This window comes from Halomonas organivorans (assembly GCF_014192055.1).
Classification (GTDB): domain Bacteria; phylum Pseudomonadota; class Gammaproteobacteria; order Pseudomonadales; family Halomonadaceae; genus Halomonas; species Halomonas organivorans.
The window spans coordinates 173,554-188,527 of the sequence record NZ_JACHXM010000004.1 but is presented as its reverse complement, the minus strand read 5'-3'; the positions used below and the strand labels follow the sequence as shown (position 1 = coordinate 188,527).

General features: G+C 63.4%; 11 protein-coding genes. 6 read left to right on the top strand and 5 right to left on the bottom strand.

The window, feature by feature from the left end; genetic code table 11:
* Positions 1 to 43: 43 nt before the first annotated feature.
* The 3 genes from hglS to FHR96_RS06520 are packed head-to-tail and all read right to left on the bottom strand — an operon-like array spanning position 44 to position 5,999.
* Positions 44 to 1,405, bottom strand: coding sequence for a 2-oxoadipate dioxygenase/decarboxylase HglS (gene hglS, locus FHR96_RS06530; RefSeq protein WP_183386847.1), 1,362 nt, complete (start codon positions 1,403 to 1,405; stop codon positions 44 to 46).
* On the bottom strand, positions 1,402 to 4,755 hold the full coding sequence (locus FHR96_RS06525) for an FAD-binding and (Fe-S)-binding domain-containing protein (RefSeq protein WP_183386846.1): 3,354 nt from the start codon (positions 4,753 to 4,755) through the stop codon (positions 1,402 to 1,404). The genes hglS and FHR96_RS06525 overlap by 4 nt, the downstream gene beginning before the upstream one ends.
* Positions 4,752 to 5,999 (bottom strand): 2-aminoadipate transaminase, encoded by a 1,248-nt coding sequence (locus FHR96_RS06520; protein WP_183386845.1) that lies wholly within the window; start codon positions 5,997 to 5,999, stop codon positions 4,752 to 4,754. Before FHR96_RS06520 ends, FHR96_RS06525 begins: the two co-directional genes overlap by 4 nt.
* A gap of 246 nt (positions 6,000 to 6,245) precedes the next feature.
* Between FHR96_RS06520 and FHR96_RS06515 the strand changes: the two genes are divergently transcribed.
* The gene (locus FHR96_RS06515; RefSeq protein WP_183386844.1) at positions 6,246 to 7,163 is read left to right on the top strand and encodes a LysR substrate-binding domain-containing protein; all 918 of its coding nucleotides are present in this window, start codon (positions 6,246 to 6,248) and stop codon (positions 7,161 to 7,163) included.
* A 162-nt stretch (positions 7,164 to 7,325) separates the two neighbouring features.
* On the opposite strand, the gene FHR96_RS06510 is transcribed toward FHR96_RS06515, so the two are convergent.
* Positions 7,326 to 8,096 carry an IclR family transcriptional regulator gene (locus FHR96_RS06510; protein ID WP_183386843.1) on the bottom strand — a complete coding sequence of 257 codons (771 nt, stop codon included), beginning with the start codon at positions 8,094 to 8,096 and terminating at the stop codon, positions 7,326 to 7,328.
* Between the two features lie 157 nt (positions 8,097 to 8,253).
* Between FHR96_RS06510 and FHR96_RS06505 the strand changes: the two genes are divergently transcribed.
* The 5 genes from FHR96_RS06505 to FHR96_RS06485 all read left to right on the top strand — a co-directional run bounded on the left by FHR96_RS06505 (position 8,254) and on the right by FHR96_RS06485 (position 13,600).
* Complete coding sequence (locus FHR96_RS06505) at positions 8,254 to 9,006, top strand: enoyl-CoA hydratase/isomerase family protein (RefSeq protein WP_183386842.1); 753 nt, start codon at positions 8,254 to 8,256, stop codon at positions 9,004 to 9,006.
* A gap of 72 nt (positions 9,007 to 9,078) precedes the next feature.
* On the top strand, positions 9,079 to 10,611 hold the full coding sequence (locus tag FHR96_RS06500; protein WP_183386841.1) for a class I adenylate-forming enzyme family protein: 1,533 nt from the start codon (positions 9,079 to 9,081) through the stop codon (positions 10,609 to 10,611).
* Positions 10,612 to 10,632: 21 nt separating this feature from the next.
* Positions 10,633 to 11,682 (top strand): TRAP transporter substrate-binding protein, encoded by a 1,050-nt coding sequence (locus tag FHR96_RS06495; RefSeq protein WP_183386840.1) that lies wholly within the window; start codon positions 10,633 to 10,635, stop codon positions 11,680 to 11,682.
* Positions 11,683 to 11,753: 71 nt separating this feature from the next.
* Positions 11,754 to 12,293, top strand: a complete 540-nt coding sequence (locus FHR96_RS06490; RefSeq protein WP_183386839.1) for a TRAP transporter small permease subunit — start codon at positions 11,754 to 11,756, stop codon at positions 12,291 to 12,293.
* The gene (locus FHR96_RS06485; RefSeq protein WP_183386838.1) at positions 12,293 to 13,600 is read left to right on the top strand and encodes a TRAP transporter large permease; all 1,308 of its coding nucleotides are present in this window, start codon (positions 12,293 to 12,295) and stop codon (positions 13,598 to 13,600) included. The genes FHR96_RS06490 and FHR96_RS06485 overlap by 1 nt, the downstream gene beginning before the upstream one ends.
* 432 nt (positions 13,601 to 14,032) lie before the next feature.
* Here FHR96_RS06485 and FHR96_RS06480 read toward each other — a convergent pair whose 3' ends face one another.
* A complete protein-coding gene (locus FHR96_RS06480; protein ID WP_183386837.1) occupies positions 14,033 to 14,917 on the bottom strand; it encodes a LysR family transcriptional regulator in 885 nt (294 codons plus the stop codon).
* Positions 14,918 to 14,974: the final 57 nt, after the last annotated feature.

The window sequence follows — 14,974 nt, the reverse complement described above, 5'->3', positions numbered from 1 at the left end:
GCCGCGGCCGGCCAAGGCGCCGCCGCGGCCAGTGGGTCTGCGCTCAGCCGGCCAGGGCCTCGCGCACCGCGGCCAGCGAGGTACGCTCCCGCTCGGCGTAGAGGGACAGCTCGTCGGTGACCGACGCGCCCAGCGCCGCCTCGAAGGCCTCGCGGTTGGCGTTGCCGGCATAGGCCTCGCCGCCGCCGTCGCCCAGGTTCGACTGGAAGATGCCCGCCGCGCTCACCGGCAGGAAGTCCTCGTAGGTGATCGGCCGGGCGACCACCAGGCCGCGCTCGATCAGCGCCTCGGGATCAGGGGTGTCGACCGGACCGGAGGCCCGCCCGGCCTCGGTCAGCCGGTACTCGAAGAACGCCAGGCTGCGGCGACGCAGCACGGCCTCGTCGTCGGGGAAGTCGGCGAAGGCCTCGGCCAGCACCCGCTGGTGGTCCTCGTTGGCGAGCCCCGCGGTGCGTTCGCGGGAGGCGGCGAGCAGGCGGTCGTAGAGCGCCCGACCCTCGGCGGTCAGCGCCACGCCGCGTTGCTCTATCTCGCCGAAGCGCGCGGTGTGGGTGCCCTGGCGATCGCTGGCGAAGCGGATCGACTCCTCCAGCGCCTTGAAGCTGGTCTGGCGCAGCAGGATCGGGCAGTCGCGGCGCGGCGGGCCCTCGATCACCGCCTTGGGATTCATGCCGGCGGCCGGCATGCGCCGCTGGACCTCGTCGATGTCCAGGGTGCGCGGTGTCAGGTGGTTGATGTGCGGCCCGCGGAAGCACACCACGTCGGCGATCAGCCGGTGCTCGGCGTGCAGCGCCTCATAGGTATCCAGATCCACGGTGGCGTCGCGGTGCCAGCGGAAGGTCTCCAGCGCCTCGGCCACGAACCGCTCGGCCTGCTCCTCGGTCAGCCCGCCCTGGTGCTCACAGAGCTCGATCAGCTCCCGGGCGCCGGGGGTGAAGATGTCGCGCTGGGCCAGGATCGCCGCGGCCCGCTCGCGCAGCGCCTCGTTCTCGATCAGCTCCAGGCGCAGCAGTGAGGTGAAGACGCGGAAGGGATTGCGGGCCAGGGCCGCGTCGTCGACCGGGCGAAAGGCGGTGGAATGCACCGGCACCCCGGCCTCGGCGAGATCGTAGTACCCCACCGGATACATGCCCATCACCGCGAACAGCCGACGCAGCATGGCCAGCTCCGCGGCGCTGCCCACGCGGATGGCACCGTGACGCTCGACGCCGAGGCGATTCAGCTCGTCGTGGGCCTCCAGGCGCTCGGCCAGCCCGGCGTCACGCGCCAGGGTCTCGCGGTTCACCTCGTCGACCAGCGCCAGCAGGGTCTCGTACTGGGGCACCTCGGCCTGGTACATGGCCGACATGGCCTGGGAGAAGCGGTCGCGGATCGCGTCGGTGGAGACGAGGGATGTGGTCGTCATGTCGATTGCCTCTTGGGTCTATTGTCTGAACGATAGTCGTCGAGCCCGTACCGCGGCGACTGGCCGCCCCGCTTGAGCGCTTCCAGCAGCGCCTGCAGCGGGTGGCGCAGCGCGGCCTCCGAGAGCCGCCTGGCCTGGCTGCGGCAGGAGTAGCCGCTGGCCAGCAGCCGGCCGGCGTTGGCCGGGTCCTCGACCTTGGGCTGCCAGGACTGGGCGTAGATGGTCTTCGAGGTCTCGAGGTTGCGTGCCTCGTGACCGTAGGTGCCGGACATGCCGCAGCAGCCGCTGGCCACTACCTCGAGCTCCAGGCCGAAGGCGGCGAACAGCCGCTGCCAGGCCTTGGGCGTGCCCGGGGCGTTGGTCTTCTCGGTGCAGTGGGCGAGCAGCCGGTAGCCGGGATCGTCGAGGCTCGAGCCCTCCGGTGCCAGCTCGGGCGCGCGCTCTGCCAACCGCTCACTCAGCCATTCGGGCAGCATCTGCACCTCGGGCACGGCGTCGGGGCCCAGCGCCTTCACGTACTCCTGGCGATAGGTCAGGGTCATCGCCGGGTCGATGCCGACCAGCGGCACGCCGGCCTCGGCCAGCGTCCTCAGCCGTTCGGCCTGCTTCTCGGCGGTGCGCGCGAAGGCGCCGAGGAAGCCCTGCACGTGCAGCGGCTTGCCGTTGGGGGCGAAGGGTGCGACGAACACCCGCACGTCGAGGCGCTCGAGCAGCTCGACCACGTCCATCACCAGCTTGGATTCGAAGTGGCTGGTGAAGGCGTCCTGCACCAGCACCACGCTGTTGGCGCGCTGGGCCTCGGTGAGCCGGCCCAGCGATGTCGGCGTGGCTTCGGGCACGCCCCAGGCCTTGAGCTGCTGGTCGAGGCGCGCCCGGGACAGCCGGGGGCTGTCGACCATGCCCACCGGGCCGGCCAGCAGGCGGCTGACCCAGCGATTGTCCAGGGCGGCGTTGTAGAGCGGCGCGACGCGGGCGAGCGTCGGCACCATGAACTCCAGCCCGCCGATCAGGTAGTCGCGCGGCGGACGCAGGTAGCGGCCGTGGTAGACCTCGAGGAACTGCGAGCGGAAGGTCGGCACGTTGACCTTGACCGGGCACTGGCCGGCGCAGGACTTGCAGGCCAGGCAGCCGGCCATGGCGTCGTAGACCTGGTGGGAGAAGTCGTCCTCGCCGCGGCGCTTGGCCAGGGTGTTCCTGAGCTTGCCGGGGAAGGCCTTGAGCGCGCCCCAGGCGCCGCCGCTTCGAGCGTCGCGCGAGGCCTCGAGCACGTCGACACCGGCCTCGCCCTGCAGGCGCAGCCATTCGCGCATCAGGCTGGCGCGGCCCTTGGGCGAGTGGATGCGCTGGCGGGTGGCCTTCCACGACGGGCACATGGCGTCCTCAGGATCGTAGCTGTAGCAGGCGCCGTTGCCGTTGCAATAGACGGCATCGCCGTGGGCCTGCCAGACCCGCTCGTCGATACGGCGATCCAGCTGGCCGCGGGTCGGCACCCCGTCGATGGCCAGCAGCCCCGGGTCGACCCACTTCACGGCCTGCTCTTCCTCGGCCGGTGTTGCCTGCTCGGAGCCGGAATCCGGTGCCCTGCCCGCATCTTCGGGCGGGCTGGAGGGTTCCGCAGCTTCGGGCGTCTCATTCTGGGCCGAGGGGGCTCTACCCGCGTCTTCAGGCGGGTTAGAGGGTGCCGCATCTTCGGGCGGGCTGGAGGGTGCCGCGTCTTCGGGCGGGATGGACAGCGGCGTGGCGATCTTGCCCGGATTCAACTGGTTATGCGGATCGAAGGCGCCCTTGAGCCGCTGCAGGCTCGGGTAGAGCGGGCCGAAGAAGGCCGGCGCGTACTCCGAGCGCACGCCCTTGCCGTGCTCGCCCCACAGCAGGCCGCCGTACTTCCGGGTCAGCGCGGCGACCGCGTCGGAGATCTCGCGGATCATCGCCTCCTGGGCCGGGTCCTTCATGTCCAGCGCCGGGCGCACGTGCAGCACGCCGGCGTCGACGTGGCCGAACATGCCGTAGGCCAGGCCGCGGGCGTCGAGCAGGGCGCGGAACTCGGCGATGTAGTCGGCCAGCTGCTCCGGCGGCACCGCGGTGTCCTCGACGAAGGGCAGCGGGCGCTTCTCGCCCTGGACGTTGCCGAGCAGGCCCACGGCGCGCTTGCGCATGCCGTAGACCCGGGTGATCGCTTCCCGGCCCACGGCCTGGGTGTAGCCCAGCCGGGTGACGCTGTCGTCCTTTGCGAGATGTTCGCAGAAGGCCGCGACCCGCTCGCTCAGCCGCTCGGGGTCGTCGTCGTTGAACTCGATCAGGTTGATGCCGTGGGTCGGCGTGTCGCCGGTTTCTGGAAAGAACTCGCCGACGCTGTCCCACACGAAGTCCTGCTGGGCCAGGCCCAGCACCTTGTCGTCCACCGTCTCGATAGAGGTGGGGGCGGCGGAGCTTGCCATGAGAGCCTTGGCGTCGCGCAGGGCGTCCATGAAGCCGGCGTAGCGCACGTTGACCAGGGTCGAGTGCCTGGGAATCGGCAGCACGTTGAGCACCGCCTCGCTGGTGAACGCCAGCGAGCCCTCGGCGCCGCACAGCACGCTGTTGAGGTCGAACTTGCCGTCCTCGGTGCGCAGATGGGCGAGATCGTAGCCGGTCAGGCAGCGGTTGAGCGGCGGGAAGGTCTCGCGGATGCGCTGGCGCTCGGTGTCGATGATCTCGCGGGCCATGCGATGCACCCGGCCCACGGCGGCGTCGCGCCGGCACAGCGCCTCGAGCTCGTCTTCGTCCACCGGGTGGGTGACCAGGCGCTCGCCGCCGAGCAGCACGCTGTCGAGCTCGAGCACGTGGTCGCGGGTCTTGCCGTACTCGCAGCTGCCCTGGCCGCTGGCGTCGGTGGCGATCATGCCGCCGATGGTGGCGCGGTTGGAGGTCGAGAGCTCCGGGGCGAAGAACAGCCCGTGGGGCTTGAGCGCGGCGTTGAGCTGGTCCTTGACCACGCCGGCCTGGACGCGCACCCGTCGGGCCTCGACGTCGATGTCGAGGATGGCGTTCATGTGCTTGGAGACGTCGACCACCAGGCCGTCGGTCAGCGACTGGCCGTTGGTGCCGGTGCCGCCGCCGCGCGGGGCCAGCGCCACCCGGCGGAACTCCTCGCGGGCGGCGAGCCGGGCCAGGCGCTCGAGGTCGTCGGCGTGCTTCGGATAGATCACCGCCTGGGGCAGGCGCTGGTAGATCGAGTTGTCGGTGGCCAGCACCGTGCGGTTGGCGTAGTCCGGGGCGATCTCGCCCTCGAAGCCAGCGTCTTGCAGGGCCTCGAGGAAGTATCGGTACTCTCCGGCCATCGCCTCCCTCGCCTCGAGCCGAGCGATCATGGGGTCAGCGATTCCAGGGCCCGGGTCACGCGCGCCAGGCCCTCGGCCATGATCTCGGGCTCGGCGGTCAGCGGCGCCAGCAGACGCAGAACGTTGCGCCGCCGCCCGCTGGGCATCAGCAGCACGCCGGCTTCTCGGCCGGCCGCCAGCAGCGCCGCCAGGTGCTCGGCGCCCGAGGCGTTCTCGGTATCCTCGAAGACGATGCCGCGCATGGCGCCGATCCCGGTCAAGGCACCCACCATCGAGAAGCGCTCGCGCCAGTCGTCATGGGCCGCGACGATCGCTGCCTCCTGGGCCTCGCCCCACTGGTGCAGGCGATCTTTGCTCATCAGGTTCATGACCGTCCTGGCGGCGGCGCAGGCCACGGCATTGCCCGAATAGGTGCCGCCCAACCCGCCCTTGGGCAGGGCGTCCATGAGCGATGCCTTGCCCACCACCGCGGCCAGCGGCAGGCCTGCGGCCATGCTCTTGCCCATCAGCAGCAGGTCGGGCTCGATGCCCAGGTGCGAGAAGGCGAAGCGTTGGCCCGTCCGCCCGAAGCCGGACTGGATCTCGTCGAGGATCAGCACGATGCCGTGTTCATCACACAGCGACCGCAGGCGGGCAGCGAACTCGGCATCCAGCAGGCGAAAGCCCCCCTCGCCCTGTACCGGTTCGACGATGATCGCCGCCACTTCGTCGCTGGGCACTTCCACCTCGAAGAGCCGCGCCAGGGCCGCCAGGGCCTCGTCGGCCCCCACGCCGCTGTCACGGCTGGGAAACGGCAGGTGGAACACCGGCCCCGGCAGGGCACCGAGCCGGCTCTTGTAGGGCTTGACCTTGCCATTGAGGTTGAGCGCCGCCAGGGTGCGGCCGTGGAAGCCGTCGTCGAAGGCGATCACCGCCTGGCGACCGGTGGCGGCACGGGCCACCTTGAGGGCGTTCTCGGTGGCCTCGGCGCCGCTATTGGTGAGCATGCAGGACAGCGGATAGTCGACCGGCACGAAGGCATCCAGGGCCTCGACCACCTCCAGATAGCCGCGGTGCGGCAGGGCATTGAAGGCGGAATGCATCAGCGTCTCGACCTGGGCCTTGACCGCCTCGACGACGGCCGGATGGCCATGGCCCAGGTTGAGCACACCGATGCCGCCGATGAAGTCGATGTAGTGTCGGCCCTGCTCGTCCCAGACCTCGGCATTGCGCCCCCGCTCGATGCAGATGGGGTGCACGATGCCCAGCGAGCCACTGATGTGGGGAAAGTCCATGTGCGGTTCCTGTGAGTCATCGGGAAGTCGTCGTAACGATGATGAAACCAGCGCCCCGCGAGGGCTTCAAACGAAAAAAAACGTGCTATCCATTCCTTAAATTCATAAACATGGCGACACCAGCCGGTATTGCGCGCGCATTTTCGACGACATGAATGCCGAGCAGGAATAGTTTCTCGCTTCGCCACATCGCCATCACATCGTGCGATTGACTAGAATGGCGCTTTTGCGCGGGAGCCGAGACCCATGACGGCACGCCATCTGCCCTCGACCACCACCATGCAATGCTTCGAGACGGCTGCAAGGCACATGAGCTTCACCCGAGCCGCCGAGGAACTGAGCCTCACCCAGAGCGCCGTCAGCAAGCAGGTCGCCCAGCTCGAGGACTATCTCCAGCACAAGCTGTTCCGGCGCGTTCGCCGCACCCTGGTACTGACCCCCGAGGGCTCGCTGTACCTGACCGAGGTGCGCAAGATCCTGGCGCAGATCGAGATGTCGGCGAACACCATCATGACCTTCAGCGGCCACAGCGAAGTGCTGCGCGTGGCCACCCTGCCGACCTTCGGCACCCGCTGGCTGACCCGCCACCTGCCGGCCTTCTTCGATGCCCATCCGCGCATCAGCCTGAATGTCACGGACCGGGTGGAGGCCTTCGACCTGGAGCAGGAGGACATCGACGTAGCCTTCTTCCACGGCCATGGCAGCTGGCCGAACCTGGAATGCCACAAGCTGTTCGACGAGGAGGTAGTGGCCGTGGGTGCCCCGGCGTATCTCGAACAGCAACGGCCGGCTTCCGCGGCCGACCTCGCCCGCTGCCGCCTTCTCCACCTGTCGACCCGCCCCGACGCCTGGCACCGCTGGTTCGCCGATCAACAGCTCACGACCGACAGCAGCTACCACGGCACCCGCTTCGAGACCTTCCAGATGCTGATCCGTACGGTGATAGCGGGGGGCGGCGTGGCCCTGGTACCACGCCTGCTGGTCGACAGCGAGCTCGAGTCCGGCACGCTGGTCCTGGCCTGGCCCCACGTCCTGCGTGGGCCCAACGCCTACTACCTGGTCTACCCGGAGCACCTCGGCGAGCTCGCCAAGGTGCGGCGTTTCGTGAGCCACATCCTGGCCTGCGCCGAGGCCGATCCCCCAGCGGAGCGCACCTCCCGCTAGGCGCTCGCCGTCCTTCCGACGCCCGCTTGCGGCCCCTCGCGATGCTCGAGGATCCAGTCGATGAAGCCACGCACCTTAGCCACCCCCGCATGGTACAGAGGTATTCACGCAATAGCGGTCGATTCCCGTATGATCAATCGCCCAAAGTCCAACACCTGAAAATTATAATCTGGAAACCTGTCGTGCTGTGGCTATCAGCAAATCCGAAAGACTCTGCTCCAACTCTTCTGGCAAATTTCGAGCTCGAGACATCGAAATGCTGACGGCTGCTCGAGGCCGGTTGTGCCTGTCGAGCACCGGTACCGCGATCGATATATCGGAAAGAAAATACTCTTCAACCGAGAGCACGTATCCCTGACGCTTGAATCGGGCCAAGCGCTCCATGATGGCCGGCACCTCATGCACGGTATTCGGCGTATAGGCCTTTCGCTGCGTTCGCTCCAGGATCGCCCTGGCCTCACTTTCCTCAAGCTGCGACAGCATCGCCAGACCAGGAGCCGTGCAGAAGGCGGGAAGGCGCGACCCGATGGTGATGTCGGTATCCAGCATATTGCGACTCAGCATACGGGACAGATACACCACGTCCGCCCCGTCCAGAATCGTCAAGCTGACCGAACCTTCTGTTTCCTTGCTCAAATTCAGCAGATAGGGACGAACCTTGTCGACCAGGGGGTGCGCATGCAGATAGTGCGCCGCGATATCCAGCGTGCGGACGCTGGGTTCGATCAGTTGAGTATCCTCGTTGCGCTGCAGATAACCCAGCTGCGTCAAGGTGTGTATGAAGCGTTGTGCCGCACTCCGGTCCATGTCGCAACGCTCTGCTAGCTGCTTGACGCTCATCGCCGGATGCTCGGCATCGAAGACCTCAAGAATCCGAAATGCCTTCACCACACTCTTGACCATCAATCGGTCCACTTTTTCTTTTTCGCTCAAAACCTTACCCCTCCCTAGCCCGTTCTTCGCGCAAGAAAAATCGCATCTTGCGCAGTTTTTGAGCTTTACAACGCACGCAATTCGACTAGATTGATTAAATGTAGATCATCATTGATCGCATTGCAATCACAAAGACATAAATATTCGAGAGGTCATCATGTCCGAACACATCCTCACCAACAAGCAAGCCCGCGTCGGCGTCATCACCCTCAACCGCCCGGAAGTTCTCAATGCCTGGCATAGCGAGATGCGCCAACAGCTCATCCTCGCTCTCGACACGTTCTGCAACGACGATTCTCTCGGCGCCATCGTGCTGACCGGCGCTGGCGAGAGAGCATTCAGTGCAGGTCAGGACCTCAACGAGACTCGCTCCTTCGACGCCGAGCGGGCCGAGCGCTGGGTGGGAGAATGGGAGGCGCTTTACGGCAAGATGCGCAGCAGCCCCAAGCCCATCATTGCCGCGCTCAATGGGGTAGCGGCCGGTTCGGCCTTCCAGGTAGCGCTGTTATGCGACTTCCGGATTGCCCACGCCGATGTGCGCATGGGCCAACCCGAAATCAATTCGGGGATAGCCAGCACCACTGGCCCCTGGATCATGCGCGAGCACCTGGGGCTCGCTCGGACTATCGATCTGACTCTGAGCGGTCGCCTGATGAATGCCGACGAGTCGCATGCGCTGGGCTTGATCAACCGGGTGGTCGCCGCCGACCAGGTGCTGCCTGAAGCGCTGGCGTTGGGAGAGGAACTAGCGAACAAGCCCCCCGTGGCGATGCGCCTGGATCGTCAACGCTTCAAGGAGATCACCGAGCCCGGCTTTCGCGACTGCCTCAAGGCCGGCGTGCGCATCCAGCGAGAAGCCTACGCCTCGGGCGAGCCGGCACGCATGATGGAAGCCTTCCTCAAGCGCTGAAATGGTTGATGATCGAGACCTGTCAAGTGGCGCTGGTATAGCGGGTCATGAGTCAAGGACAATCGGATTGCTATGAAATTCAACCTAAACGATCCCAGTTTCATTCTCGCACTACGCGATATTGCAATACGCGAGCCGGAGCGCTCGTTCGGGAGCTTCGATCAACGCTCCTTAACATTCGGTCAGCTCGACCGTCAGGCCGAGGCTCTCGCCGTGCACCTTCGTCGAGATCTGGGCATCCAACCAGGCGAGCGTGCTGCGATCATGATGCACAACAGCCCCGAGGCGATCGCCGTCCTGTTCGCTCTGGCCAAGGCCGGTATCGTCTGGGTGCCGGTCAATGCCCGGCAGCGCGGCAACGGCCTGAAGTACATCCTCGAGCACTCTGATCCCTCGGTCCTGTTTGCCGATGCCAACCTGTGGCAGGTCATCGCCGATAGCGGTGCGACATGCCCGAGCAGGACACTGCTGCTGGGGGGCGAAGAAGACTCTCTCTCCAAAACTCTCGAAGGCCGGGAAAGGCTGGATGCTCCGGCGCCAGCCATGTCGGAACTGTACGCCCTAATGTATACGTCCGGCACCACGGGAAAACCCAAGGGGGTGCGCGTCACGCACGCGATGATGGCGTACGCCCTCAAGAGCGTCGAGCTGCTGTGCTCCATCGAATCGGGCGACGTCTTCTTCCAGTGGGAGCCCTTCTATCACATTGGTGGCGCTCAAATGCTCCTGTTGCCGCTGTTCTTCGAGGTGCGCCTCAGCCTGACCGAACGCTTCAGCGCCAGCCGCTTCTGGGAGCAGGTCAATGCCAGCGGTGCAACTCACATCCACTACTTGGGTGGCGTGCTGCAGATTCTGTTGAAGCAGCCACCTAGTGAGCTGGAAAAGGCTCACAACGTGCGCATCGCCTGGGGTGGGGGCTGCCCTAGCGAAATCTGGTCGACACTACAGGATCGTTTCGGCTTCGAGATTCGCGAATGCTACGGCATGACGGAAGCCTCCAGCCTGACCACCGTCAATGCCGAAGGAAAGAAAGGCTCGGTGGGGCGTGCCGTGCCCTGGCTGAACGTTGCCATTCACGACGAGCAGAATCGCTCCGTCCCAGCAGGGGAGCCAGGTCAGGTGGTGGTCCGTGAAACTCAGCCAGGCGTGCTGTTCGAAGGCTACTTCCGAAATGCCGAGGCCACCGAAAAGGCGCTGAAAAACGGCCTGCTGTATACCGGGGACCGCGGCTGGCTCGACTCAGAGGGTTTTCTCCATTTCCTCGGGCGTATCACCGATAGCGTGCGATGTCGGGGAGAGAATGTTTCGGCGTGGGAGGTGGAATCCGTCACCCAACAGCATCCCGATGTCGAGGAGTGCGCCATGATCGGTGTCGCGGCCGACATCGGTGAGCAGGACATCAAGCTCTTTCTGAAGCCGAAAGCCGGCCATGCCATTGAGCTTCAGGAACTGCATCAGTGGCTGAAGGAGCGTCTTGCATCCTACCAGTGTCCGCGCTACCTCGCCGTCGTGGAAGAGTTCGAGCGAACCCCTAGCCATCGCATCATCAAGCATAGCCTGCCCCTGGTTACTCACAAAGACTGGGATAGCCAACAGTTACAGTGACGATGAACGAGAGGAAACAACATGGACAACAACGATAAGAACAAGGCCACTTCCTGCTTCCTTACAACGAAAAAAGAGGAGAAAAATACAATGGTCCATGCACTCAGAAAGACAACCACTATCGCTACGCTGGCCTTGGCCCTCAGTGGCGTTGCCCACGCCGAGGTCTGGGATCTCCCTTCTCCACAGCCAGCGGACAACTACATCACCGAAAACGTGACGTGGTTCGCCGACCAGGTACGCGAGGCGACCGATGGCGAGCTGGACATTCGCGTCCACCCCAGCGGGTCACTGTTTCCCGGCGATCAAATCAAGCGCGCCGTACAGCGCGACCAGGCACAGATTGGAGTCCATGTTCTCTCCGCCCACCAGAATGAGAACATCCTTTACGGCATCGATTCCGTGCCTTTCCTGGCGAACTCCTTTGAAGAGTCCGCAAAGTTGTGGGAAGTAACCAAACCAGCTCTGGACGAGCTGATGGCGGAGCAGAATATGCAGTTGCTCTATCACATCCCGTGGCCGCCACAGGGTATCTTCTTCGACCGTGAAATCAATATGCCCGCAGATGCGGAGGGGCTCAAATTTCGAGCCTATAATACGGCTACGGCGCGCTTCGCCGAACTCATGGGCATGACGCCGACCCTGATAGAGGAAGCAGAGCTTTCACAGGCGGCCGCCACCGGCATGGTGCAGTCCCTGATCTCCTCCGGCGATCCCGTTTACAACCATCAGCTGTGGGACTATCTCCCCTACTTCTACGACGCCAAGGCTTGGCTTGTTCTCAGTCATATCTTCGTCAACAAGGACCGCTGGGAAGCTCTCGACGAAGCTACTAGGCAGGAAGTCCTGTCCATCGCTGCCGAAGCCGAGCAGCGCGGTGAGCAGCAGGCAAGGGATCTCGCCGATACGCTCAAGAGCCAGCTGAGCGACAAGGGCGTTTCGATCAACCAGCCTAACGAGGAGTTACAGGCCGAATTCAAGCGCATCGGCGAAATGATGCAAGAGGAATGGCTGGAAAAAGCCGGCGCAGAGGGCCAGCGACTGTTCGAGGAATATCGTGCAATAGAGTAACGACACGATTCACGTCCCCACTCCGCGGAGTGGGGACTCCACTTGACTGGATGTAACCAGGGGTCGCTCCCATGAACACTCCCTTCTCTCGCGTCGCCAGATGGCTGGAAGCGCTTTATCGGATCTTCGGCTACCTTGCCGCGCTCTGTATCTTCATCATGCTGGTCGTCATTGTCGTACAGGTCGTTCTACGCTGGAGTGGTATGACTCTTCCTGGCGCTACCAACTACGCCGGCTATCTGATGGGCGCCAGTACATTCCTTGCCGCAGCCTATACCTTTCATAAGGGTGGGCATATCCGCGTCGGTCTCTTGGTCGAGCGTCTCGGGCGTTTTCGTCCCATCGGTGAGCTGTGGTGCCTGTTCATCGCCAGCTGCATTGCCGGCTTCATCACCTGGCATGCCTTCGATGCCGCCTACTGGTCATATCAGTTCGGCGATGTCTCGTCAGGGCAGGATGCGATGCCGCTGTGGATCCCCCAGGCGCTGCTCGCGCTCGGCTCCACAGCCTTTACGATTTCGATTATTGATCATCTCATTCGCACGCTGGCCACTCTGATTCGTTCCGTACGCATCAAGAGCCACGGAACCCACCCTGTGAGGAGTCTCTGATGGATTTCACTGAACTGGCCATTGCGTTACTGCTCATTCTTTTCCTGTTACTGGGCTCTGGCGTTTGGATTGCCTTGTCTCTGGTCGGGGTGGCCATCGTGGGCATCGCGCTCTTCACCGACCGCCCGATCGGGGCCTCGATGTACAGCACACTCTGGACTTCTTCGACGAGCTGGACACTCACGGCCCTTCCTCTGTTCATCTGGATGGGGGAGATCCTTTATCGTACGCGACTCTCCGAAAGCCTCTTCCGTGGATTGAGCCCTTGGCTTAGCTGGCTGCCTGGGCGGCTCATGCATACCAATGTCATCGGCTGCACTCTGTTCGCGGCGGTCTCAGGCTCTTCCGCCGCCACCCTGACCACAGTGGGAAAGATGTCCATGCCGGAGCTCAGTAAACGTGGCTATTCCGATTTCATGAGTGTAGGGACCCTGGCCGGCGCTTCTACTCTTGGCTTGATGATTCCTCCCTCGCTGACGATGATCGTCTACGGCGTCATCACAAATCAGTCCATCCCCAAGCTCTTTATTGCGGGAATACTTCCCGGGCTGATACTGGCCGCTCTTTTCATGGGCTATGTCATAGCATGGGGCACCCTGAAGAAGCCCAATATCGTCAAAGATCCTGCGATGTCAATGAAAAGTCGCCTCTACGAGTCGCGCCTACTGATTCCTGTCGCGCTGCTGATTTTCACCGTGATTGGCTCGATGTATTCCGGCCTCGCGACGGCAACCGAAGCCGCCGCGCTAGGAGTCGTCGGAGCCCTGATACTCGCCGCCATACAGCGCAGCCTGACTTTCTCCTCGCTGATAGAAAGCCTGATGGGTGCAGCGAAAACTTCCTGCATGATCGCCCTGATCCTGGCAGGAGCTTCGTTCCTGACACTGGCCATGGGCTTTACGGGTCTACCGCGGGGCCTCGCTGAGTGGGTAGGCACCCTGGAACTCTCGCCCTTCATGCTGCTGGTAGCACTAATGTTTGTCTACATAGTGCTGGGCTGCTTTCTGGATGGAATATCGGCAGTGGTGCTGACCATGGCCGTCGTCACTCCCATGCTAAACGAAGCCGGCATTGATCTTCTCTGGTTCGGTATTTTCGTACTTGTGATGGTGGAGATGGCCCAGATAACGCCTCCCGTAGGCTTCAATCTTTTCGTCATGAAAGGCCTGACCAACCACAGCCTGGGTTTCATTGCCAAGGCGGCGGCTCCGATGTTCCTGATCATGGCGCTCATGGCGTTCCTGCTGATCGCATTTCCGGATCTTGCGACGTTTCTACCGAGCTATATGAGTGAAACGTCCATGTGAATGGGTCGGAATATCACAATGGCATAAAAAGGTGGCTGAAAATCGGTTATAGCAAGAGGTCTCTCAAGAACTAACCGCTCCAGCCACCTTCACAAAATCAATGACGCACTCCGTACCTTTTCCACAGTATAAAAACCACCAGCATCCACAACAAAACATGTTCCTGAAACTAGCCAATAAGCTGCACCTGGGTAACTTTGCGCAATGCGCGTCCTCGTTACAGAAACCACATAGAGAAAGCGCCACACCACAAAACCGAAAAAACTCAAAAAAACCGCTGATTAAAGCACTTGGCGCGAGCACTCTCATTGAGGCTGTTTCACGATGATGTATAGAGCTCATACTCCCATACATCTACAGAAACTATTCGGGAGACCCTGTGAATATTAACGATTGGAGAAAATCGCAGCAGATGCAATGCTTCCTCAAGCCTTAACATTTTTCAAGGATCCAGTCGATGAAGCCACGCACCTTGGCCACCTCGCCCTTGTATTCAGGGTAGGCCAGGTAATAGGCATCCCGGCTGGTCAGCGCGAACGCCCAGGGAATCGTCAATTGGCCGGCCGCCAGTTCCTCCTCGACCAGGAAGTGGGGTACCAGCGCCACGCCGCAGCCCGCCCGGGCAGCGCTCACCGCCATGTAGAAGGTATCGAAACGCGGCCCGTGATAGCTGTGGGCGGTATAGCAGCCCTGGGCCTCGAACCAGTCGTGCCACGCCTCGGGTCGCGTCGCGCTCTGCAACAGCACCAGGTCGGTCAAGGCCAGTGGGTCGTCGATGCCGCCAGCAGGCACCGCCGCCGGCGCGCACACCGGCACCATGGTCTCGTCGAGCAGCTTGATGCACTCCGCCTTCGGCCAGGCCCCGTGACCGAAGAAGAAGGCCACGTCGACCCGCTCCTCCTCGAGGTCGAAGGGCTCCACCCGGTTGGCGATGTTCAGATAGACCCCGGGATGGCGGAAGCGGAAGCCATTGAGCCGGGGAATCAGCCAGCGGGCGCCGAAGGTCGGCAGAGTGGTGACGTTGAGCACCTCGTTCTGGCCACCGTAGGACTGCATATAACGGGTGGACATCTCGACCTGGGCCAGCACCTTGCGTACCTCGGTCAGGTACAGCGATCCCTCCGGAGTGACCTGCAGCCGCTTGCGAACCCGGCGAAACAGCGGGTGCTCGAGCACCGACTCGAGCTGTGCGACCTGCTTGCTGACGGCGCTCTGGGTCAGGCTCAGTTCCTCGGCGGCTCGGGTGAAACTCAGGTGCCGGGCCGAAGCCTCGAAGCATTGCATGGCGGTGAGCGTGGGCAGGTGACGACGACTCATGGCGGGCTCTATCAAGAAATAATGGAATGACCTCTGTATAAAACGTCGTTTGAGCCT

Coding starts and splice junctions, on each gene's coding strand:
- FHR96_RS06525 (WP_183386846.1), bottom strand. CDS start 4,755: ATGATCGCTCGGCTCGAGGCGAGGGAGGCGATGGCCGGAGAGTACCGA.
- FHR96_RS06485 (WP_183386838.1), top strand. CDS start 12,293: ATGGATTTCACTGAACTGGCCATTGCGTTACTGCTCATTCTTTTCCTG.
- FHR96_RS06520 (WP_183386845.1), bottom strand. CDS start 5,999: ATGGACTTTCCCCACATCAGTGGCTCGCTGGGCATCGTGCACCCCATC.
- FHR96_RS06490 (WP_183386839.1), top strand. CDS start 11,754: ATGAACACTCCCTTCTCTCGCGTCGCCAGATGGCTGGAAGCGCTTTAT.
- FHR96_RS06515 (WP_183386844.1), top strand. CDS start 6,246: ATGACGGCACGCCATCTGCCCTCGACCACCACCATGCAATGCTTCGAG.
- hglS (WP_183386847.1), bottom strand. CDS start 1,405: ATGACGACCACATCCCTCGTCTCCACCGACGCGATCCGCGACCGCTTC.
- FHR96_RS06495 (WP_183386840.1), top strand. CDS start 10,633: ATGGACAACAACGATAAGAACAAGGCCACTTCCTGCTTCCTTACAACG.
- FHR96_RS06500 (WP_183386841.1), top strand. CDS start 9,079: ATGAAATTCAACCTAAACGATCCCAGTTTCATTCTCGCACTACGCGAT.
- FHR96_RS06480 (WP_183386837.1), bottom strand. CDS start 14,917: ATGAGTCGTCGTCACCTGCCCACGCTCACCGCCATGCAATGCTTCGAG.
- FHR96_RS06505 (WP_183386842.1), top strand. CDS start 8,254: ATGTCCGAACACATCCTCACCAACAAGCAAGCCCGCGTCGGCGTCATC.